The 23,142-nt window shown below is 40.1% G+C and carries 20 protein-coding genes; 7 read left to right on the plus strand and 13 right to left on the minus strand.

Annotated features, from left to right (window positions below):
• Positions 1-3 precede the first annotated feature (3 nt).
• Positions 4-189: a DUF2970 domain-containing protein gene (locus tag MTF66_RS16000; RefSeq protein ID WP_041709648.1), complete on the plus strand. Its 186-nt coding sequence runs from the start codon at positions 4-6 to the stop codon at positions 187-189.
• Here the strand turns inward: MTF66_RS16000 and MTF66_RS16005 are convergent.
• The 9 genes from MTF66_RS16005 to MTF66_RS16045 form a co-directional block, all read right to left on the minus strand.
• Complete coding sequence (locus tag MTF66_RS16005) at positions 152-1,003, minus strand: Dam family site-specific DNA-(adenine-N6)-methyltransferase (RefSeq protein WP_248527648.1); 852 nt, start codon at positions 1,001-1,003, stop codon at positions 152-154. The genes MTF66_RS16000 and MTF66_RS16005 overlap by 38 nt on opposite strands.
• Positions 1,004-1,056: 53 nt before the next feature.
• Positions 1,057-2,373, minus strand: coding sequence for an AAA family ATPase (locus MTF66_RS16010; protein ID WP_010390438.1), 1,317 nt, complete (start codon positions 2,371-2,373; stop codon positions 1,057-1,059).
• Positions 2,374-3,444: a 3-dehydroquinate synthase gene (gene aroB, locus MTF66_RS16015; RefSeq protein ID WP_075170537.1), complete on the minus strand. Its 1,071-nt coding sequence runs from the start codon at positions 3,442-3,444 to the stop codon at positions 2,374-2,376.
• Between the two features lie 29 nt (positions 3,445-3,473).
• A complete protein-coding gene (aroK, locus tag MTF66_RS16020) occupies positions 3,474-3,992 on the minus strand; it encodes a shikimate kinase AroK (RefSeq protein ID WP_008466255.1) in 519 nt (172 codons plus the stop codon).
• Positions 3,993-4,485: 493 nt separating this feature from the next.
• Positions 4,486-6,576, minus strand: a complete 2,091-nt coding sequence (locus MTF66_RS16025) for a type IV pilus secretin PilQ (RefSeq protein ID WP_248527649.1) — start codon at positions 6,574-6,576, stop codon at positions 4,486-4,488.
• Positions 6,563-7,099 carry a pilus assembly protein PilP gene (locus tag MTF66_RS16030; protein WP_010390432.1) on the minus strand — a complete coding sequence of 179 codons (537 nt, stop codon included), beginning with the start codon at positions 7,097-7,099 and terminating at the stop codon, positions 6,563-6,565. Before MTF66_RS16030 ends, MTF66_RS16025 begins: the two co-directional genes overlap by 14 nt.
• Entirely contained in the window at positions 7,099-7,701 is a 603-nt protein-coding gene (locus MTF66_RS16035) for a type 4a pilus biogenesis protein PilO (protein ID WP_010390431.1), read from the minus strand. Before MTF66_RS16035 ends, MTF66_RS16030 begins: the two co-directional genes overlap by 1 nt.
• Positions 7,691-8,263, minus strand: coding sequence for a PilN domain-containing protein (locus tag MTF66_RS16040; protein WP_054202545.1), 573 nt, complete (start codon positions 8,261-8,263; stop codon positions 7,691-7,693). Before MTF66_RS16040 ends, MTF66_RS16035 begins: the two co-directional genes overlap by 11 nt.
• Complete coding sequence (locus MTF66_RS16045) at positions 8,251-9,330, minus strand: pilus assembly protein PilM (RefSeq protein WP_010390429.1); 1,080 nt, start codon at positions 9,328-9,330, stop codon at positions 8,251-8,253. Before MTF66_RS16045 ends, MTF66_RS16040 begins: the two co-directional genes overlap by 13 nt.
• A gap of 131 nt (positions 9,331-9,461) precedes the next feature.
• Between MTF66_RS16045 and MTF66_RS16050 the strand changes: the two genes are divergently transcribed.
• A complete protein-coding gene (locus MTF66_RS16050) occupies positions 9,462-11,936 on the plus strand; it encodes a penicillin-binding protein 1A (RefSeq protein ID WP_248527650.1) in 2,475 nt (824 codons plus the stop codon).
• Positions 11,937-11,984: 48 nt separating this feature from the next.
• Here the strand turns inward: MTF66_RS16050 and metL are convergent, their stop codons facing one another.
• Together metL and metB are read right to left on the minus strand one after the other, a co-directional pair.
• The gene (metL, locus tag MTF66_RS16055) at positions 11,985-14,330 is read right to left on the minus strand and encodes a bifunctional aspartate kinase/homoserine dehydrogenase II (RefSeq protein WP_248527651.1); all 2,346 of its coding nucleotides are present in this window, start codon (positions 14,328-14,330) and stop codon (positions 11,985-11,987) included.
• A 49-nt stretch (positions 14,331-14,379) separates the two neighbouring features.
• Positions 14,380-15,627: a cystathionine gamma-synthase gene (metB, locus tag MTF66_RS16060; protein ID WP_248527652.1), complete on the minus strand. Its 1,248-nt coding sequence runs from the start codon at positions 15,625-15,627 to the stop codon at positions 14,380-14,382.
• Between the two features lie 198 nt (positions 15,628-15,825).
• Between metB and metJ the strand changes: the two genes are divergently transcribed.
• Complete coding sequence (metJ, locus tag MTF66_RS16065) at positions 15,826-16,146, plus strand: met regulon transcriptional regulator MetJ (RefSeq protein ID WP_008115021.1); 321 nt, start codon at positions 15,826-15,828, stop codon at positions 16,144-16,146.
• A 71-nt stretch (positions 16,147-16,217) separates the two neighbouring features.
• Here the strand turns inward: metJ and MTF66_RS16070 are convergent, their stop codons facing one another.
• Positions 16,218-17,459, minus strand: coding sequence for a malic enzyme-like NAD(P)-binding protein (locus tag MTF66_RS16070; RefSeq protein WP_248527653.1), 1,242 nt, complete (start codon positions 17,457-17,459; stop codon positions 16,218-16,220).
• 523 nt (positions 17,460-17,982) lie between these two features.
• Positions 17,983-18,198, minus strand: coding sequence for a 50S ribosomal protein L31 (gene rpmE / locus MTF66_RS16075; protein WP_008115018.1), 216 nt, complete (start codon positions 18,196-18,198; stop codon positions 17,983-17,985).
• Between the two features lie 230 nt (positions 18,199-18,428).
• Here rpmE and priA point away from each other — a divergent pair, with 230 nt between their 5' ends.
• From priA to hslU, 4 genes are all read left to right on the plus strand, one after another.
• A complete protein-coding gene (gene priA, locus MTF66_RS16080; protein ID WP_055012265.1) occupies positions 18,429-20,612 on the plus strand; it encodes a primosomal protein N' in 2,184 nt (727 codons plus the stop codon).
• A 20-nt stretch (positions 20,613-20,632) separates the two neighbouring features.
• Positions 20,633-21,160, plus strand: a complete 528-nt coding sequence (locus tag MTF66_RS16085) for an SPOR domain-containing protein (protein WP_248527654.1) — start codon at positions 20,633-20,635, stop codon at positions 21,158-21,160.
• Positions 21,161-21,241: 81 nt separating this feature from the next.
• Positions 21,242-21,760: an ATP-dependent protease subunit HslV gene (hslV, locus tag MTF66_RS16090; RefSeq protein WP_010390410.1), complete on the plus strand. Its 519-nt coding sequence runs from the start codon at positions 21,242-21,244 to the stop codon at positions 21,758-21,760.
• A gap of 12 nt (positions 21,761-21,772) precedes the next feature.
• Positions 21,773-23,101, plus strand: a complete 1,329-nt coding sequence (hslU, locus tag MTF66_RS16095) for an HslU--HslV peptidase ATPase subunit (protein WP_248527655.1) — start codon at positions 21,773-21,775, stop codon at positions 23,099-23,101.
• The last annotated feature ends 41 nt before the right edge of the window (positions 23,102-23,142 follow it).

Genomic DNA, 23,142 nt, shown 5'->3' on the forward strand with positions numbered 1-23,142 from the left:
TTAATGCAGCACTTTTTAAGCGCGTTACAAAGTGTGCTAGCTGCATTTTTTGGTGTGCAATCCGAAGATAAACGTCAAACAGACTTTAAACACCACTCCCCTATTACATTAATAGCTATTGCTGTGGTACTTTTTGTATTATTTGTGTTGGCTATTTACGCAACCGTGACTTCGGTGCTAAGTACATAGCCATTAGCTCATCGACTTTATTTCGTGAACCGCCTTTTGGGCTAATCGTGCGTTTAACCTGAATTTTATCCAAAGAAGCTTGGCAGTAAATTTTGCGTGTCCATACCGTATCGTGATTTGAAATAAGGACCGGCGTATTATTCTCAAATGCCGCTTGCTCAGCTAAGTTCGCTAAATTAGCCTGGTCGTCCAAATTAAACCCGCCTTTTGCATACGAAGTAAAGGATGCCGTTTTACTTAATGGCACATAAGGCGGATCGCAATAGATCACTGCATTATTAGGCACCAGTTTGAATACATCATCATACCCTAGGCAAGTAAATGTAGCCTGTTGCGCTTTGCTAGCAAAAAAGTACATTTCTTTTTCAGGAAAATAAGGCTTTTTATATTTACCAAAAGGCACATTAAAAATGCCCTTTAAGTTATAGCGGCATAATCCGTTATAACCATGGCGGTTCATATATAAAAATAAGATGGCTCGCTCATATACATCGCTGCTTTGATTAAACTGCACGCGATAATCATAATACGCATCTGAGTGGTTGTTTAAATCAACAAAAAGCTTTTTGGCATCACTAATAAACTCATCAGGCGAACGCTTGAGCTCTTTATATAAATTGATTAAATCAGCATTAATATCGTTAAGTACATAGTGTTTAAAATTGCTATTTAAAAACACTGAGCCCGCACCAACAAAAGGTTCAACCAAAGTATCTGCATGCTTACTTGCTTGATTTAGTCGCGCGTTAATATCTTCAACGAGGCTGTATTTTCCGCCAGCCCACTTAAGGAAGGCTCTACTCTTTTGCTGCATTGGCTCTTTACTTCAATTCGGTGTTGCGCGATTTTACACTAAAGTTACTGAGTTTACTGATCAACTCGTGCAATTTCTTGTTTTATTTTACTAATTTTTTTATAGAAAGGTTTATTTTTTCTAACCCCTGCAGGAAGCCCTTGCAGTGCTTGCTTCGCCTCATTTAAGTTAGCAAAGCTACCTGTAGTTACTACCCACCATATTTTACCATTTCGTTTAGTTTGGTATGTATTAGTAATACTTTTTAGCTTATGTTTAGCAATAAACTCATTACCTACCTGCTGCTGAGTTACGGCTAAGAGCTGAATAACAAAATTATCCTCAGGTTGTTGTAAGTACCAATTACTGGGTATTTTTACTATTTGGTTTTGCGACTTTGTTTGTGCAGGTTTAGTAATCGGTTTTTCTTCAACGGGTTTTAATTCCGGCTTTTCCTGCTCAACAACAATCGTTGATTCCGTTAAGCTCTCGACAATCGCTGGAACATTATTATTGGTGGTGTCTTGAGTGGGCTTTTGAATGACAGCCGCTGACGGCTCACTACTTACAGGTGGTATAAGTTGCTGTGGTTTATTTTTAATAGCTTGCTCAGTTGTAATAGCGGTTGATAGCACTTGCTCATCAATTTGACGATTAGCATTTTCCCACCACTGGGTCATATCGGCTTTGTATACAAGACCAATAATCAACAGCATAATTATCAATAATAATGTGAGCAGCTGTAAGCGCCAAGACACCTTATCTTTAACGACAATATCAGCAACCTGCTCGCTTGGCTGCCAGGCTAACAACAGACTCGGGTTACCTTGAGCTTCAACTAAAAAGGTTTGAAAGACAGGATCTTCATCATAAGGTAAGCTCGTAAAATACCACCCCATAAGCTGCTTACTTTCAACTGTATTTAATGGCTCTAAATGTATATTTACTGCATCTTTAAAGGGTAGTTTAGACTGCGATGCAATCATAATATAAAGTACATTAGGTGCATTTTTTGATAGTAGCTCAAGCTCCGCGATTAGCTCTTCAGATAAGTGTCTGCCGCCATCAATAACCCACAAACACGCCCCACATTGTTGCTGTTGCGCTAATTGATAATAGTTTTGCGATAAGCTTAGGTTGTGATCAATTAAAGGGGCATTAAAACTTTGCTCTAATAACTGAGTCATTAACTGCACATCAGTCATCTGTGCGCTTACTTGCACAAATGCTTTATTAAAATCGTTATATTTATCAGTAATGAAGGTTTCAAGCAAATAGCTTTTACCTAGACCAGAAGTACCCAATAAAACAATTAGGTTTTGACCATATTCAAATTGTAATGCGATTCTATCCACCAAAGCCGCACGGCTTGGTAAAATTTGTGACTGCATTTATTGCTCGATCAATGCTCTAACTTGATCATCAGATACATCATCAACTAATGCACACTGACCAAATTTGGTGGGTAAAATAAATCGGATAGTCCCTTTTTTATTCTTTTTATCTTTGCGCATATGCAGTAAAAATTGCTCACTAGTCATATCGCTAGGGATTTCGATTGGTAAATTATACGCTGCTATTAATGTGGTAATACGCTCTACATCTTGCTGTGTTAAGTCGTTACGAGTATGAGCAAGCTTGGCAGCAAGCACCATTCCTGTTGCCACAGCTTCACCATGTAACCACACGCCGTAGCCCATTTGCGCTTCTATAGCATGGGCAAACGTGTGCCCTAAATTTAACAGCGCACGCAAGCCTTGCTCTTTCTCATCTTGTGCAACGATAAGCGCTTTAATTTCACAGCATCTAAAAATAATATGCTGTAAACAGGCTTCATCTAACTGTTGTAATTGAGCGATATTTCGCTCTAAAAAAGCAAACAACTCAGTGTCGTAAATTAGGCCATATTTAATAACTTCAGCCATGCCTGCAGCAAACTCTCGGGTAGGTAAAGTATGTAAAGAACGCGTATCTATAAACACAGCCTGGGGTTGATAAAAAGCCCCTATCATATTTTTACCTAACGGGTGATTTACTGCTGTTTTGCCACCAACTGAAGAATCGACTTGAGATAATAACGTGGTAGGAATTTGGATAAAAGGCACACCGCGCTGATAACAGGCAGCAACAAAACCAGTTAAGTCACCAACTACGCCACCACCTAATGCAATTAAGCAGGTGTCACGACCGCAATTATTTTCAAGTAAGAATGCTGATATTTTTTCAAACCAGGTAAGCGATTTATATTGCTCGCCATCTGGAATAATAAAATGAAGTGGGTTTAGCTGTGCTAATGAGTCAAGCAACTGCTGAAGATAGAGCGGTGCAATAGTGTCATTAGTAATGATGATAGGCCGACAATCACCAATATGATGGATTAGACGGCCTGTATCTTGAAGTGCAGATTGACCAATATAAATAGGATAACTTCGCTCGTCTAAATTAACAGTTAATTCAAGCATGCTGGGTTAGTCCTTTTTAATACTGGCTTTTAAAAATCCAATTTCTCGATTATTTGGTTAGCAACAACTTTCGCGCTCTGCTCATCAGTGCGTACAACAAAATCAGCTACTTCTTTATATAATGGTTCACGCTCTTCTGCTAAGCGCTCAAGTACATCACGAGGTGCTTCTTCTGTTTGCAGTAATGGGCGACGCTTGTCGCGTTGCGTACGTGCAACTTGCTTTTCAATCGGTGTCTCTAGGTATACAACAATACCGCGAGCCGAAAGCTTGTTTCGAACTTCTTTACTCATTACTGAGCCACCACCAGTAGCAAGAACAATACCTTGCATCTCGGTTAAGTCACCAATAACAGATTCTTCACGAAGTCTAAAGCCTTCTTCACCTTCAAGATCGAATACCCAGGCAATATCTGCGCCCGTGCGACGTTCGATTTCTTGATCAGAATCAACAAATTCAAGGTGTAATTGGTCAGCGATGTGACGACCAATCGTGCTTTTGCCAGCCCCCATGGGGCCAACTAGAAATATATTACGTTTCTCAGCCATATCTTTTAGTACAAACGAACTCTAAAATTTGAAATAAAACCCCGCCTAACGACCTGGCCCCAAAATTAAGAAAGGGATTATCTCAGTAATCGGTCGGGTATTTCAAGTCAATTAGGATAAAAAGCCATATAACGAGCAATTAAACTAAATAATTACCCATTGGTTAACAAAAAAGCACCTTATTATAGGCAAGTTTATCTTCTAGGGTTAAAATTTATGCAATTAAAGGTTACTACGTGTTACTTAGTAAGTGCTTTTGTATAGTAATTTCAAAAAAACTCAGTCACAAACAACATAAACGTAGTCTTAAAATGCATCCGCAGTACAGTACACAATATAAAATTATATACTGCCTAATTGTACATCTACAGGGAGTGTTCACACCAACATAACTAAATACCAATTCCATCTAGTTTGTCGTTCAGCCTAGATAGTTTGAGTAACCAAAGCCCTGAAGAGTCAATCTGTCTCAAGCAGCACTCAGGTTAGGTAATTAGTCTATTTGAATTTTAGGTGTGACAAAAATCAGCAGTTCGCGCTTTTCATTAAACTCGCTTGTGCTTTTAAATAGTCTTCCTACGTAAGGAAGGTCGCCCAATAAAGGTACTTTTTTGGTCGAATTAATAATTTGCTGTTGGAAAATACCACCCAACACTACCGTTTGTCCATTCTCAACGAGAACTTGAGTCTCAATTTGTTGCGTATCAATAGCAACAGCAGGACCAGTTCCTGTTTGAACAGTATCACCACGGGTATCTTGAGTAATTATTAAGTTTAAAATAACTTTGTTGTCTGGTGTGATGTGAGGTGTTACCTCTAGGCTCAACACTGCCTTTTTAAAGCTTACAGTTGTTGCGCCACTTGAAGCAGATTCAACATATGGGATCTCAGTACCTTGCTCAATACGCGCTTTTTGCTGGTTAGCAGCGGTGATACGCGGACTAGCAATGATTTCACCCTTATTTTCTTCTTCGAGCGCAGTTAATTCTAAATCAATTAACGTTCCATTAGCTAGTTTAGCTATATGCATACCAATACTTGCCGATGGATTTGCGACAGGTAAATTAACGTTGAGTCGATCTGAAAGGCTAGGAATATTTCCATTAGAAATCGTTTCAGCGCCTTCTAATGTACCAGAAACACCATCAGAACCTTGTTGATCACTGAAGCCCCAACGAACGCCTAAGTCTTCGGTTACATTATCACGAACGGTTACCATACGCGCTTCAATAACCACTTGTTTGACCGGTATATCTAAGGTTTCGACCATGCGGCGAACACTTTCAATGCTTTTTGCCGTGTCTTTCATTAATAGCGTATTAGTACGTTGATCAACAGACACACTGCCTCTCGCTGTAATAATGCTATTGGTATCTGTTTTTAATAAGTCGGCAAAATCTTCTGCTTTGGCGTAATTTAAACGGATGTATTCACTATATAGTGGCTCTAAATCCTCAACTTGTTGCTTCGCTTTTAACTCTTTTGCTTCACGGGCAGCAAGCTCTTCAGATGGCGCCACCATTAAAATAGAACCATCCATACGTTTGTCTAAGCCTTTTATTCTTAGCACGACGTCTAATGCCTGATCCCAAGGAACCCCATCTAAGCGAAGGGTAATGTTGCCAGTTACTGAGTCACTTGTTACCAAGTTAAAATCATTGTAGCCCGCAATAATCTGTAACACGGCGCGAACAGAGATATCCTGAAAATTAAGCGTCATAGGGCGGCCTAAGTATTCTTTGCCTCCATCTAAAAATCCATTTTGAGTCTCGTCTTTCTCAACCGTTAAGGTAAAAATATTTTCGATTTGCTGATACGTGTAAGCAAAAGCTTTATTAGGTTCAATTACAATGCGTGTCAGATTATCTTCCTTAAACGTTTCTATACTGCTCACTACAGTACCAAAGTCGAGTACGTCTAATTCATACAATAAGTCATCTAAAATATCGGTATGATGAAACTCTGCAATGATTTTCCCGCCACTTTCATGAACCTCAATAGCAGCCTGTGTATCTTGCAGGTAAACAAGTACTTTTGCTTCACCTTTTTCACCGCGGCGAAAATCAATTGCTTGAATGCCATTAATATAATTAGAGGTATAAGCAGGTGTATCTTCACTTGTTGTTACCATTTGCTCTGTTAGAGGATTATCAGATATTCTTATTGAAACTAAATTGTTGTTTACCTCAGTCTCATATATTTTTAATCGCTCCAAATTAATGGTTACCTTTAAACCCGCGCTGGTCATTATGCTGCTGATGTTACTTATTCCTGCTTGGTTAATAGCAATATTTGCCAACCCTTCATCTAGTTCAACAGCATTAAATAATAGCTCTATACGTGCCGGACTATTAAAAACTTGTACCTCAGGTTGTTGCTGTAACTCTTCATCAAATACTAGCTGTAATTCGGTTTCACCTTTAAGTAATGGATTATATCGAACATCATAGAGTAAAGGGGCTGCACTGACTGTTTTCGTAATTAGTAATAAAAATACAAATAGCAACGTCGTTAAAATACGGTGATGCGAACACTCAGCTTTGTGCATATAGGGAATACCATTTTTCTTATTAATTTGCGCCATTAGTTGCCGCCTCTAACATTTCTAATTTGGTCAAACGTTCTTTCCAACAACCTGACCCATCAGGGATTAATTCTACTAATTCAATATAGTCACTGTTAACACTGCTTACTTTTCCATCATAGGTACCTAAATAGCTCCCTATGGATACTCGGTGTAAGGTGTTATCAGCAGCTGTAATGAGCGCCCATGTCTTGCCGTTCGATCCTATTGTGCCCTTCATTGATAAATTATCTAATGGGTACTTCTCCAGAGGTTGACGAACACGTTCTGGGTCTGGGTGAAGACAGTTTTTAACTTGTGTTAGCTTATTTTGTATAATTTCTGGTTCTGGTGCTACAAAAGGGCTACGTATATCTTTGGCGTTATATTCAAAGTGCTCAAATTTAACTAACTCAGGTATTTTTTCTACACGTGCAGTAGTGTTTGCCTTAACCTGATCAATAAATTCTTTTTGCTCAGATGTATCTTCATTACAGCCACTGAGCAACAATATTGCGACAGTTAAAAAGGGAAGTTGCTTCATCATCTTACTCCCTCTTCATAACGATAAGTTTTTGCTACTACACTAAATGTTAGCTGCTTTTCGCCAGATGATAAAATAGAAAAGTCGTGTAAACTTACTATTCTTGGCAATTGAGCCACTTTTCCTACAAATTCACCAAACTCATGATAAGTGCCTACCACTTCAATTTTAATGGGTAGTTCGGTATAGAACTCTTTTTCAACTTCTGGTAGCCAACCAATTTTTAAAAATGTTAAGCCGCTGGTTGTCCCCACATAGGAAAGGTCATCTAATAATCCTGGCGTCTCATTTGAGGTAGGTAGACGTTTTAATAGCTGAGAAAACTTATCTTCCATCTCAACCATTTGTTCACGATAGATATCGAGCTTACTGGCAACTGCATATTTAGTTCGATAAGTTGTGCGTAATTCTATCTCTTTGGCAACCGCGTTATGGTAGCTTTCTATCTCATCTGACACTAATAAGCTGTAGCTAAAAAACAATACGAGACAAGCAACAAAAGAGCAGCATATTGCTTTTACAATAACTGGCCACTCGCCTATATTATCAAGCTCTATTTCATTCCAATCTATTTCTGAAAACGACTTAAAATCAAGGTTCATTACGTACCTCACCTATTCTGCCAAATGGTTTTACGTAGAACTCCATATTAAAATCGCTGAGTAAACGAGAAGACTGCTCACCTGCAACAATACCTTGCATTGTCGGGCGCTCTAATAAATAAGAACTTTGTACCTGTCGAAGCATAGTGGATAAACGATTATTAGACTCACTTTTACCTAATACATGAATTTGACTACCTTTACGCTCAAGCTTGGTTAAGTAAACCCCGGCAGGCACTATTTTTGCCACTTCATCCATTATTTGCGTGCCTAAATTTCGGCTGCTTTGTAGTTCTTCAATTAAACGCATACGTTGTTGTAGGTTTTCTTTTTTTTTGTCTAAATCACGTATATCGCGAATTTTTTGATCAAGCATTGTAATTTCTGAGCTGAGGTAGTTATTTTTTAGCATTTGTCCTTCTTTTAGACCGCTATAGAATGTACTCAGCGCATACATAGTTACAAAGCAAGCTATAACCACGGCCATCAGCAATGTAATAAATTTCTTTTTAGATTGCTCACGCTGTAATTCACGCCAAGGTAGTAAATTTATATGTGGCATGATGAAAAACTCCTCAACGCCAGGCCGGTCGCAATTGCAAACTGAGTGCGGTGGCGCTGTATTATATTACGATCTACTCTAGGTGATATTTCCATTTTATCAAATGGTTCAACAACAACCGTATGTATCCCTAATTCTTCAATTAATAACCTATCAATACCTTTAATCATGGCAGAACCGCCAGTCAGTACGATATAATCCAACTGCTCTTTACCCGTTGTGGTTAAAAACATTTGTACAGCACGACGAACTTGCTGCAATAGCGAGGTTTGAAAAGGCGCTAACACTTCAAATGTATAATTAGGAGGTAAATCACCCGTTGTTTTACCAATTTCAGCCTCATCAAAGCCTTTATTGTAGTAAGCAACAATACTATTTGTGTATTGGTCACCACCAAATACTTGGTCGCGGGTATAAATTGTTTCACCAGATTGCACTACACTGACTAAGGTAAGCACTGCACCTATATCAACTACCGCAACGGTCTTATCAAACGCATCAGATGGGAGCTGTTGATAGTAAACATCCATAGCCCGACTTAATGCATAACTTTCAACATCCACAACTTTTGCAGTTAAGTTAGCAGCACTAAGTGCGCCTACTCTCGCTTCCACACTTTCCGTTCTCGCTGCAGAAAGTAGAACATTAATTTTGCTCGGATCGGCACTGTTAGTAGAGAGTTTTTCAAAATCTAAACTGACTTCATCTAACGGATAGGGGATCAAACTATCGGCTTCAATCTCAATCTGTGACTCTAATTCAGCGTCGCTTAAGGAAACATCCATGAAAATGACTTTGGTAATCACTGTTTGCCCTGAGACAGCAACAGCAGCAGACTTTAATGACTTTGGTAGTTTTCGTTTTAACTTGGTTATCACATTGCCAATTGCTTCAATATCTTGAATGTTACGCTCGCTCATAGCGCCTTTTGGCATAGGTTCAATTGCAAGTGCCTCTAGTCGAAGCCCAGTTTCTGTTTCACTTAAAAGCACGGCCTTGATAGAGTGCGATCCTATATCAATACCCACCATCATAGGCGATGGTTTTTTTATCAATTGACTTAGCATGTTTGAAACTTTGCCTTTGTTTTAATAATAAACAAGTTATAATTTATATCTTAAAAAATATTATTCAATTTTTAATCAATATATACTAGCAGTCTCAACCTGTAATTGGGAGTCCGTTTAGGGAATTATCAGTGATTTTATTAAAAAGAACTTTACAATTTTTGATCATTTGTGCATTACTTGCACTAATTACATTGCTTAGCCTTTATTACTACGTTAAATCCGATATTCCAAGCGTACAGGTTTTAAAAAACGTTCAATTACAAACGCCTATGCAAGTATTCACCAAAGATGGGCTCTTAATCAACCAATTTGGTGAAAAAAGACGTATCCCTGTAACTATAGACCAAATTCCTGAGCCTTTATTACAAGCTTTTTTAGCAACAGAAGATAACCGTTTTTATGACCATATCGGTATCGATCCAATTGGTATTGTACGCTCAGCACTGGTACTTATTTCTACCGGTGAAAAAAAGCAAGGTGCTAGTACAATCACGATGCAGTTGGCTCGTAACTTCTTTTTAACGCGAGAAAAAGCCTACATTCGTAAGGTAAAAGAAATATTTATTGCCATCCATATCGAAAATTTACTTTCAAAAGATGAAATCTTTGAACTTTATCTGAATAAAATAGAGCTAGGAAACCGAGCCTTTGGTATTGGTGCAGCTGCTCAGGTTTATTATGGTAAAGAGCTAAAAGAGCTTACTCTTGCACAAATGGCAATGATTGCCGGTTTACCCAAAGCGCCTTCAGCACTTAACCCTATTCGTAATCCAAAGCGAGCCAAGGCCAGAAGAAATGTAGTGTTAGGGCGAATGCTAGATGAAAAATATATTTCTAGAGCGCAGTATAACGAAGCTACGAGCCAGCCAATTACCGCCTATTTCCATGGGGCTGAAATTGACTTATATGCGCCATATATTTCAGAAATGGTACGTGCTGAAATGGTATCGCGCTACGGTATAGATAAAGCCTATAACTCTGGATTTAAAGTGTATACTTCTGTTGAGTCAAATATTCAACAGGCGGCACAAACGGCTTTGGTTAACAATTTACATGCCTATGATATGCGCCATGGATTTAGAGGTCCTGAAGCCATTTTATGGGATCCACAAACAGAGCCCACACCTTCTGATTCTGAGTTATTAAACACTTTAAAAGAGGCCAATGAACTAGGCCCTCTAAAAGCCGCTGCAGTTTTAAATGTATCCGACAAAAGCGCGGAAGTAATACTTAAAAGCGGCGAGCGCACAACATTGACTTGGGATAATCTAAAGTGGGCACGTAAGTTTATCACCCGTTATCGCCAAAGCTTTGCTCCTGAAACAGCAAGCGATATATTAACGCCTGGCATGCAAATATGGCTGCGTAAAAATGATGACAACAGCTATATTTTGAGTCAAATCCCTGAAGCTGCAAGCGCCATTGTGTCTTTAGACCCACAAGACGGGCGTATAAAAGCCATTGTAGGCGGTTACAGCTTTGAACAAAGCCAATATAACCGTGCAGTGCAAGCTAAACGCCAAGTTGGCTCTAATATTAAGCCATTTATATACTCTGCTGCACTTGAAAAAGGCTACACCTTAGCGTCAATTTTAAATGATGCCCCTATAAATCAATGGGATAAAAGCCAAGGTGTCGCATGGCGACCTAAAAATAGCCCTGCCATTTATAATGGCCCTATTCGCATTCGCCGTGCTTTAGCACAATCAAAAAATGTGATTTCGGTACGTTTATTACGTGGTGTTGGCTTGCAACGTACAGCCGATCATTTACTTAAATTTGGCTTTGCAAATGAAGATATAAATCGCAGTGAATCACTGGCTTTAGGTAGCGCATCTATCACTCCAATAGAGTTAGCTCGTGGCATGAGTACTTTTGCCAATGGCGGCCACTTAATCGAACCTTACTTTATTTCAGAAATTCAAGATGCCATGGGCAACACCTTATTTAAAACTAACCCGACTGTAATTTGTGATGATGAAGCGACAACGCCTAGCTCGCTAATGCTAAGTGAGCAAGTAGCACCAAATTGCGCGCCGCAGATTATATCTAAACAAAATGCATTTTTAATTGCCAGTGCTATGAACAGCGCAATTTGGGGTGGTGGTAGCTGGTCTCATAAAACAGGTTGGAGTGGCACAGGATGGCGTGCACAAGCGCTAAAACGTCGCGATCTGTCAGGTAAAACAGGCACCACGAATGACTCTGTAGATACTTGGTTTAGCGGCTTTAATCGCGATGTGATGACCTCTGTTTGGGTTGGCTTTGATAACCCTGGTAATACGTTGGGACGCTCAACCTATAACAATAACTTAGGAAGTGGGCAAATATCAGGCGCAGAATCAGGTGCTAAAACAGCTCAGCCTGCATGGGTGGATTTTATGAGAGTCGCACTGGATGGTAAACCTGCGGCACCTATCGAACCGCCTGAAGGGTTGGTTTCTATTCGTATTGACTTAGAAACGGGGCTATTAAGTCATAAAAACGATTACACCAGCCGTTTTGAATACTTTGAAAAAGGCACCGCTCCCACCAAGTATGTGTTATCACAACCAAATGATATATTTGAAGAAAACACTAAAACTGAAGAAGAGCTATTTTAAATATAGCGAACATCAAAAAGGCCGCTAATTTGCGGCCTTTTTGATGGTCTAACTAATATTTTGTACCAACCAGTATAAGTCAGAGTGCACGCCAGCTGCGGTCACTTCTTTACCCGCACCGGGGCCTTGTATCACTAATGCGTTTTGGTTATACCACTGAGTATTAATCACAAAAATATTATCGCCAGGTGTTAAATTAGCAACCGCTTCGCTTTTTGGTACATAGGCAATTCCTACCTTAGCGTTTAGCTTGCTGTTTTTAAACTCTAGCAATCCGGTATAACACAGTGCAGCATTTTGTTGCAAAGCCGCTTCGAAGTGCTGCTTGATAAACGTATCTAAACTAGCCTTGTTATCAACAAAGTCATTCCAACTGCCCGCACTCAGCTCATCGGGCATCAATGCCGATAAAGAAATGTCACCAAGTTCCAATTCAATACCTAATTCACGCGCCAAAATAAGCAACTTGCGTTGCATATCTCGGCCAGATAAATCTTCTCGCGGATCAGGTTCGGTGAACCCCAAAGCTTGTGCTTCAAGCACTAAATCTGAAAATGCCTTGCTGCCATCATACATACTGCATAACCATGACAGCGTGCCAGAAAACACGCCTTCTATACGCGTTATTTTATCGCCACTGTTTTGCAAATCGGCCAGTGCAAAGTTAATCGGTAATCCGGCTCCCACACTGGCATTATAACGCCAATGTAAGCCGCGCTGTGCCAAATCTTCACGTAATGCTTGATACCAGCTCAGCGGAGCTGTGCCTGCGTATTTATTAGCACTAATTAAGTGACAATTTAATTCCACAAATTTGCTATAAAGCTGGCTAAAATATTCACTGGCGGTAATATCAATCACTACCTTATGTTCATACTCAAGTGTATCAATGTATGACAGCAAATCAGCTTGCTGATAGGGGCTTGCATGGTTTTCCCATTGCTGTTGCCAGCTCTCACAGTCTAACCCATTGGCATTAACCAGCATCTGCTCTGAGCGTAGTAATGCTACTAACTTAACATTAAAACCTGATGATAAACGGGCTATTTGTGCTGGTAGTTGGCGCATAAGTTCGGTACCCACATTACCAAGCCCTGCAATAATTAAAGCTATTTCTTGCGCTTTATTGATCAATTTATCATGCAGTAAGCTCAGCACATCACTCTCAAGTACCTGATCGGTTAATAATAACGTATAACCGTCACCAAAATGAGTAAACCTAGGGTGGATTGATTGCGCTTGAAGTACAGCGGCACTTTGCTCACCGAGCATCGCTATATCTTGCTCTGATGCAATAATTGCAACCCCATTTAAGTTAGACTCACTAATGTTGGCGCGGCCAGCAAAATAATTAACCACCTGATATGTCGCCGACGCAGGGACTACCAAGTAAATTTCGCCCGCATGTTCAAAGTGATGCAAACTATGCTGAATAAGCTGACTAACATGCGCTACCTCGCCTTCACTCAAGTCATCAACAGTGAGTAAATCCACATTGTTAATCGTGGTTAAAAAGCGCTTTTGTTTACTCATTCCTAGTTTAACTATTTCGGTATGGCTGCCTTGAAGATCGTAACTACTGCGAACAATTAACTCTATATCGGTCCCTTTTAATGGCGATAATGTTTTAGCATGTAGTACGGGGTTACCTAGTCTAGCCAATAAATTAGCTTGTTCGCGGCACACCCGCGCATACTTAATCGCATTAGCGACCTTACGCGGATCAGTACTAAAAACACCTTGAGTGTCAGTCCAAATAGACACTTTTTTAGCATTGCAATATCGTGCTAATAAAGTAGCACTGTAATCACTACCATTTCGCCCTAAGGTCACGGTTTCATGTTGTAAATTAGCCGCAATAAACCCTGTAACGACATTAATTTTGCTTGTATCTATGGCTTTTAAGCACTGCTGCTGATTATTAGCATGCTGTAGCTGCCCTGCGTCTAATATAAATAACTGCCTAGCGTCCAGAGCGCAAGCACTAACGTTAAGTTGCCCTAAGTAAGCGCTTAATAGCCTTGCAGACCATAATTCGCCATGAGCTAATAGCCACGCTTCAGTTAATATGTCTTGCTTAGCCTGCTGAGTAATAATGCTTAGCTCAGTGGCAAGTATATTGAGTGCTTCATGCTTAGCACCCGCTATAAGCAATTGTTCAATTAGCGAAGATTGATGATTACTTATTAATAAAATAATGTCAGCAATCGCTTGGGTATCTTGCTGTTGGAAGCTTTGCCACAATTTAACCAAGGTATCGGTGGTTTTACCGGCAGCAGATACCACCACACAATCCCCTGCTTGAGCATGAGTTAAAATAATATTTGCGACACTTTTAAAGCGATCCGCTGAGCTTAAACTCGAACCACCAAATTTATGAACCTGATTTACCATGTTAATACCAACTCGACTTCATGTTTTATATTTTCAAAATTGGCAGGCACTACCATAACGCCGGATTCGCCGCGTTTAGTTTCGCTGAGCCAAATGACTCACTGGCACCATTTTTTGCAGCTAAAGCATTATCTGCTTGCCCGGGGCGAACCAAATTAAATACCCTGTCTAAATCAGCAAGTAAGTCTTTTGCATCTTCAATACCCACCGAAATACGAATAAGCGTATCACCTACCCCAGCTTCTGCACGGGCAGTCGCCTCCATGCCTGCATGGGTCATGGTTGCGGGGTGACAAATCAAACTTTCAACTCCGCCTAATGATTCCGCTAAGCTAAATTCATTTAAGCGCGTTAAAAACGCTGCAGCATCGTTTATATCGCCTTTGATATCAAAACTAACCATTGCACCAAAGCCAAACTGCTGCGCCTTAGCAAGCGCATGTTGTGGATGTGATTCAAGACCTGGATAGTAAACCTGAGCAACAAACGGGGAGTTTTCTAGATACTGTGCAATAGCGAGTGCGTTTTCTTGGTGTTGCCTCAAACGCACGTTTAACGTGCGCAAACCTCTGAGAGTTAAATAGCTATCAAATGGCGCTCCAGTAATGCCAATATTATTTGCCCACCATGCCAGTTCTTCACCAAGTTCAGCGGTTGCTGCAATAACCGCCCCCCCAACAACATCTGAATGACCATTGATATATTTAGTAGTTGAGTGAACCACAATATCAGCACCAAATTTAATCGGATTTTGCAAAGCCGGCGATAAAAATGTGTTATCGGCAGCAACCAGTGCACCGCACTGCTTAGCAATATCGGTAACTGCTTTAATATCAGTTAATCGTAAAATTGGATTACTCGGTGTTTCAATCCAGATCAGCTTAGGTTTAATAGCAAGAATTTGCGATAAGCTTTCGCTTTTAGTGAAATCGACCACTTCTAGCTTTAACAATCCGCGTTTTTCCAGTGAAGTAAATAAACGATAACTGCCCCCATAACAATCGTGAGGGATCACTAATGTATCGTCACTATTTAATAATTGGGTTGTTAAGTGAACAGCCGCCATGCCCGTTGCGGTAATTATGCCTTTAGCCCCGCCTTCAAGTTCAGTGAGCGCCTCAGCCAAAATGTCACGATTAGGATTACCACTGCGGCCATAATCATATTGGCGCTTGGTATCAAAGTCAGCAAATGAGTAAGTGGTTGATAAATAAAGCGGTGGAACAACCGCACCATGCTGTTTATCGGCTTCTATTCCACTACGAACAGCAATTGTTGCCTTATTTTTTTCACTCATTTTCGTCACCTTCACTATTTTGGATGTTTAGACGTCTAAAAGGTAGCGCATGCAGTTTAAGATGTCAAAACATTTAAATGTCTAGATAGCTAAATAACTAGTATTTGACTATCTTTTTTAAACCGATAGAATTTCACGCATATTTACACGCTTTGATGCTGTGTGAGCAATTTATAATCTGAGGCAACGATACATCTTATGGCTAAATGGAATGGTGAATATATTCACCCATACGCAGAACACGGGAAAAAATCCGAACAAGTAAAAAAGATCACCGTTTCGATCCCGCTAAATGTATTAAAAGTATTAACCGACGAGCGTACCCGTCGTCAAATAAACAACTTACGCCATGCAACAAATAGTGAGCTTTTATGCGAAGCGTTCTTGCATGCGTTTACAGGGCAACCGCTACCTAATGATGATGATCTACGTAAAGACAACGCAGAAAAAGTACCTGAAGAGGTGAAGAAAATAATGCAAGAAATGGGACTAGAAGTGCCTATTTTAAATGAAGACTAAATTTCTTTATCTGTGTTATAAAAAAACCTCAGCAAATGCTGAGGCTTTTTTGCGTTAATTTACACTTAAAATTACGCCATGTAATTTTCTGGCATATCAATTTGTGCCACACCCGAATCAACTGCAGCTTGAGCAACGGCTTTGGCGATACGAGGCAGTAAACGCAGATCCATAGGTTTTGGTATAATATATTTAGCACCAAACTCTAATTTATCGATACCTGCAGCAGTCAATACTTCAGCCGGAACTGGCTCTTTAGCAATACTGCGAATTGCCTCTACAGCAGCTATTTTCATTTCATCGTTTATTTCACTTGCGCGTACATCTAGTGCGCCGCGGAAAATAAATGGAAAACAAAGTACGTTGTTAACTTGGTTCGGATAATCAGAGCGGCCAGTTGCCATAATAAGATCGTTGCGTGCAGCATGTGCTAATTGCGGATCAATTTCAGGATCGGGGTTTGAACATGCAAATACAACTGGGCGGTCAGCCATTAACTTCAAATCATCGGCGGCTAATAAATTAGGGCCTGATACACCAACAAACACATCGGCATCTTCAATTACGTCCTGTAAAGTACGTTTATCCGTGTTGTTTGCAAATAATTGCTTATATTCATTTAAGTCATCACGACGTGTATGAATAACACCTTTACGGTCTAACATATAAATATGTTCACGCAGTGCGCCACACTTAATTAAAAGCTCCATACAGGCAACAGCTGCAGCGCCGGCACCTAAACACACGATAATCGCATCTTCAATTGCTTTACCTTGTACTTCTAGCGCATTTAGCATACCCGCAGCCGTTACAATTGCCGTACCATGTTGATCATCATGAAACACAGGAATGCTGCAACGTTCTATAAGTGCTTTTTCTATCTCAAAACATTCTGGCGCTTTAATATCTTCTAGGTTGATACCACCAAACGTATCTGCAATATTCGCAACCGTGTTGATAAAGTCTTCGGTTGTGCGGTGCTTAACTTCTATATCAATTGAATCTAGGCCTGCAAAACGTTTAAATAATAATGCTTTGCCTTCCATTACTGGTTTTGAGGCCAGAGGGCCTAAATTACCTAAGCCTAAAATTGCGGTGCCGTTAGTAATAACCGCAACCATATTTCCTTTACCAGTATACTTATAGGCATTTGCTGGATCAGCGGCAATTTCACGAACAGGTTCTGCAACACCTGGGCTATATGCGAGCGCGAGGTCTTTAACCGTCTCAGCGGGCTTGGTCAGCTCAATACTGATTTTACCTGGAACGGGATGGGCATGGTAATGTAGTGCTTGTTCACGAAAATCTGACATAACGCGATTATATCCTGCAATTTAAGTTAAAGTGAGAGGTAGTTTTATTCTACGATACCTTTATTATTTTTAAATTCCAAGCAATATCAGGTCTATCCTGTTATATGCTAGAACTCTTAATTTTAAGTGATTTATCAGCAACTTCCCTAGATTATCCTGACATTTTTAAAATATAAATTCGTCATAAAAATGAAAATTACAGGTCGTTTTACCCTTATTCAATATTTATGAAATACTCTTTTCAGTCTTAAATTAAAATAGTGAAATACCGAACTTTGTTTAACTTTAAATACAAATAACTTCACGTTAACTACATTTAAGTACCATATTTAAAGTGTAACAAATAAAAATATAGAGAATATTGGCAATTTTGTCTGCAAATGTTTATGCATATTCGGAATAAGAACAGGAAATAGTTATGCAAAAATAATAAATACAAAACTGTTATAAAAATGGAGGGATAAGTGAATTTTAGGCACAAAAAAAGCACCCTAAGGTGCTTTTTTTACATAGAAACAAAAAATTATTTTTTGCTGCTAAGTGCACCGAAGCGCTTGTTGAAGCGATCAACACGGCCGCCAGTGTCTAAAATCTTTTGCTTACCAGTGTAAAACGGGTGACACGCAGAACATACGTCTAAGTGAATGTCTTTACACAAAGTAGAACGAGTTTCGAATTTGTTTCCGCATGAACAAGTTGCAGAAATTACTTCGTACTTAGGGTGAATACCTTCTTTCATAGGAACCTCTAGTTAAGGCCGCATCGCTCTCCAAACCCGAAGTCTGGCACCATACGTCGTTAAAACAAATTTATTGGTCGCGAATTTTATCCAACAACCCGCACACACACAAGCTTTAATTATTCTTTTTACTAAAAAGTCGGCAAACACCTATTGATTACTGATTTGTCGGTAGGCTTTTAATACTATTTTTAGTACATTAGGCTATTAGGTTTCTTAGTTGAGTTGTTATGTGTTTTGTTGAAGTTGCAATAAAAGTCCCCTTACCTCGCACCTTTGATTATAAAGTGGATGAGCAATTAACACCGCTGACTCAATTGCAGCCTGGCATGCGCGTACTCGTCCCTTTTGGCAATCAACGAAAAGTAGCGGTTATCCTTAGTTTAAAAACCGATACAGAAGTTCCTGAAGGCAAAATCAAATCTATTATTGAAGTAATTGATAATTCGCCGGTGTTATCTGCGCAACATTTGGAGCTGCTGAAGTTTACTGCGCGTTATTATTGTTATCCACTAGGTGAAACTATTCATATTGCACTCCCCAATGCGCTGCGCCAAGGTGAATGCCCTGATAAAACCAGTATAAATATGCTGACGTTAACTGATAAAGGGGCGCTTTTACCATCTTTAAAAGCTAAAACACAGCTTAACTTGCTTAAGCAATTATCTGCATCGGGTAAGTCATCATTAACGGAACTAAAAGCACTCGGGTTTAATAAAAAGACTATTGATAGCCTGTTGGCAAAAGAGTTGATAGTGCAAACCATTGAACATGACAATCAATGGCAACATGCCTCTCCTACTGTGGGCACTAAGCCACGCTTAAATAAAGAACAAGCGATTGCTTGCACAGCTATTAATCAAAGCACCGGTTTCAATAGCTTTTTACTTGAAGGTGTCACTGGTAGCGGTAAAACAGAAGTTTACCTACAGTGCCTTGAAGAGGTGTTAAAGCGTGGAGAGCAAGCGTTAGTACTTGTTCCTGAGATAGGTCTAACACCGCAAACAGTGAATCGTTTTAGGCGCCGCTTCCCTGACACGCCAATTATGCTATGGCATTCAGCGCTCACCGATAACGAGCGCCTGCAAACATGGCGGTTTTGTGAAAAAGGCAGTTGTGCCATCGTTATAGGTACTCGTTCGAGTATTTTTCTACCCTTTTTAAAACTCGGGATGATTGTGGTTGATGAAGAACATGATGCTTCATTTAAACAACAAGATACTTTACGCTATCATGCACGCGATTTAGCAGCGTATCGCGCATATCAGCATAACATTCCGCTTATTTTAGGCAGTGCTACCCCCGCTTTAGAAACACTGCACAAAGCAATTAATAACAAATACCAGTTACTCACATTAAGTGAGCGAGCACAAACTGCCACCGATAATCAATTTAAACTTCTCGACATGAAAGGTCAGCCTGATCAAGCAGGTATTGCCCATGCGAGCCTAGCGATAATGCGCCAGCACCTGAATAAAGGTAAACAGGTAATGGTATTTTTAAACCGCCGTGGTTTTTCGCCTACTTTAATATGTCATGAGTGTGGTTGGTTAAGTGAATGTAATCGCTGCAGTACCAGTGCGACCTTTCATAAGGCCATCGGACAGATGATTTGCCACCATTGTGGTGACCAATATCAAGTACCGCATCAATGCCCTGACTGTGGAAGCACGCAGATATTTCCTAACGGCAAAGGCACTGAACAAATAGAAGAATTTTTGAGTACTGAATTTAAAGACATCCCAATTAGCCGAATAGACCGCGACTCTACGAGACGTAAAGGTAGCCTTGAAAAAGCATTGGATGAAATAAACCAAGGCGGCGCACGCATTTTAGTCGGTACGCAAATGCTGGCCAAAGGCCACCACTTTGCTGATGTAAGCTTAGTTCTCATTTTAGATGTAGATAGTGGTTTATATTCGTGTGACTTTAGGGCAACAGAACACCTTGCTCAATTAGTGACTCAGGTTGCAGGTAGAGCAGGACGTTCTGGTGAGCCCGGTGAAGTATTATTACAAACGCACTTCCCTGAGCACCCATTATTACAAGATTTAGTTAATAACGGCTATCAAGATTTTGCCCGCTTTGCGCTCACTGAGCGCAGTGATGCGCAACTGCCGCCCATCACCAGTATGGCGATAGTTCGTGCACAAGGACATAACATTAAGCAAGTCGTCGACTTTCTAACGGATTTGGTTCCTGTCAATGGGGTATCTGGTATACAATTGCTTGGACCAATCCCAGCACCTTTAGAAAAAATTGCAGGGATGTATCGTTTTCAATTACATATTCAAGCGCAAGATCGACGCATTTTACATCCGTATCTTGCACAAATGGTTGATTATCTCAGCACCAGTAAACTAGCTCAAAAAGTTCGCTGGAGTTTAGACGTAGACCCTACAGACATGATTTAGGTAAGGCCACACATAACACCATGGCACAGCACGATTATATTAATAAAAAACCAAAAAATAGAAAAAACACCAAACAAGAACCGGCTAAAAAACCTTTTCCGCTGTTATTAACCCTGATTGCACTAATACTTGTCGGTGGCTTTGCATACGGACTCTGGTTTGTTAAAAATAATGCCGATCCTGATCTTGTTGAAAAACAGGCAAACCCAACAGCCGAAAAACAAGTAGAAATAGCTAAACCGCGACCACCTAAATTTATTAAAGAAATTAAAGAGCATGAAATTCAAGTTGAAGTGAAAGAACTTGAACAAAAAGGCCCTTATGTTATGCAGTGTGGTTCATTTAAAACGCATCAACAAGCTGAAACCTTAAAGGCTAAAATAGCCTTTGCTGGGCTAATTTCAGAGATCAAAAAAGCCACAGGTACCAATGGTGTTTGGTATAAGGTGCGTTTAGGGCCTTATGAAACCAAGCGCCAAGCAGAAAGTGATAAAAATAAACTAAAACGAATTAATATCGTTGGCTGCGGAATTTGGGGCTGGACTTGAATTTAAACCATTCACCCATATAACCTCTTCATAATCGTTTTTTACGCGCTGCCCCCTTGCAGCGCGATGATGAGGAATAACATGACTACAATCGTAAGTGTACGCCGTGATGACAAAGTTGTTATTGGTGGTGACGGCCAAGTCTCCCTTGGTAATACAGTAATGAAAGGCAATGCCCGAAAAGTTCGACGTCTTTATAATGGCAAAGTAATAGCTGGTTTCGCTGGCGGTACTGCTGATGCCTTCACCCTTTTCGAACGTTTTGAAAGCAAATTAGAAATGCACCAAGGCAATCTAACTAAAGCGGCCGTAGAAATGGCTAAAGATTGGCGTAGCGATCGTGCCTTACGTAAACTTGAAGCCCTGCTAGCTGTTGCTGATGAAACTGCCTCATTGATCATCACTGGTAATGGTGACGTCGTACAACCTGAAAACGACCTGATCGCAATTGGCAGCGGCGGAAACTTTGCACAATCTGCTGCAACCGCCTTATTAGAAAATACCGACTTAAGTGCCCATGAAATTGTAGAGAAAAGCCTAACAATTGCTGGCAACATCTGTGTATTTACGAATAACTTCCAAACTATCGAAGAATTGTAATAGGAACTCGCCATGTCTGATATGACCCCAAGAGAAATTGTTCATGAGCTAGACCAACATATTATTGGTCAAGCAAAAGCAAAAAAAGCGGTTGCTATTGCCCTTCGTAATCGCTGGCGCCGTATGCAGTTAAACGAAGACTTACGCACAGAAGTAACGCCAAAGAATATTTTAATGATTGGCCCAACTGGTGTAGGTAAAACAGAAATTGCGCGTCGTTTAGCAAAACTTGCTAATGCCCCTTTTATCAAAGTTGAAGCCACTAAATTTACAGAGGTGGGTTATGTAGGTAAAGAAGTTGAAACTATCATCCGTGATTTAGTTGATGTTTCAATTAAAATGACTCGTGAGCAACAAACTAAAAAGTTTAAACACCGTGCAGAAGAAGCTGCAGAAGAGCGTATTTTAGATGTATTACTGCCTCCAGTGAAAGATCAATACGGTGAAGTTCAGCGCGATGAAAACTCATCAACACGCCAATCGTTTCGTAAAAAATTACGTGAAGGCCAGTTAGATGACAAAGAAATTGATATTGACTTAGCGCAAGCCCAGCCGAATGTTGAAATTATGGCTCCTCCTGGCATGGAAGAAATGACCAACCAGCTACAGGGTATGTTTCAAAATATGGGTGGTGATAAACGCACTAAACGTAAGCTTAAAATTAAAGAAGCGTTTAAATTACTTACCGAAGAAGAAGCTGGTAAATTAGTTAACCCTGAAGAATTGAAAGAGCAAGCAATTTTTGCGGTAGAGCAAAATGGCATTGTGTTTATTGATGAAATAGACAAAATCTGTAAGCGTGGTGAAGCCTCAGGCCCAGATGTAAGCCGTGAAGGTGTACAACGTGATTTATTACCGCTTATTGAAGGCTCTACGGTTAATACTAAGCATGGCATGGTTAAAACTGACCACATGCTATTTATTGCCTCAGGTGCATTCCAAATGTCTAAACCATCAGACATGATCCCGGAGTTACAAGGCCGTTTACCTATTCGTGTTGAACTTGAAGCACTCACAGCCGATGACTTTAAGCGCATTTTAACTGAGCCACACGCATCACTTACGGAGCAACAACGCGAGCTACTCAAAACAGAGCATGTCGCTGTTGAATTTAGCGACGATGCAATTGAGCGAATTGCTAAAGCCGCTTGGCAGGTTAATGAGAAAACCGAAAACATCGGTGCTCGCCGTCTGCATACTGTTATGGAAAGATTAATGGAAGAAATTTCATATGATGCTTCTGAAAAAGCGGGTTCAAGTTTAGTTATTGACGCTGCCTATGTTGAAAAGCACCTAGGTGCGCTGGTTGAAGATGAAGACTTAAGCCGCTTTATTCTTTAACAGCCGTTTAATGTATACTAAAAGCCTCCAGCATGGAGGCT

It is taken from the genome of Pseudoalteromonas sp. 2CM39R (assembly GCF_023161845.1).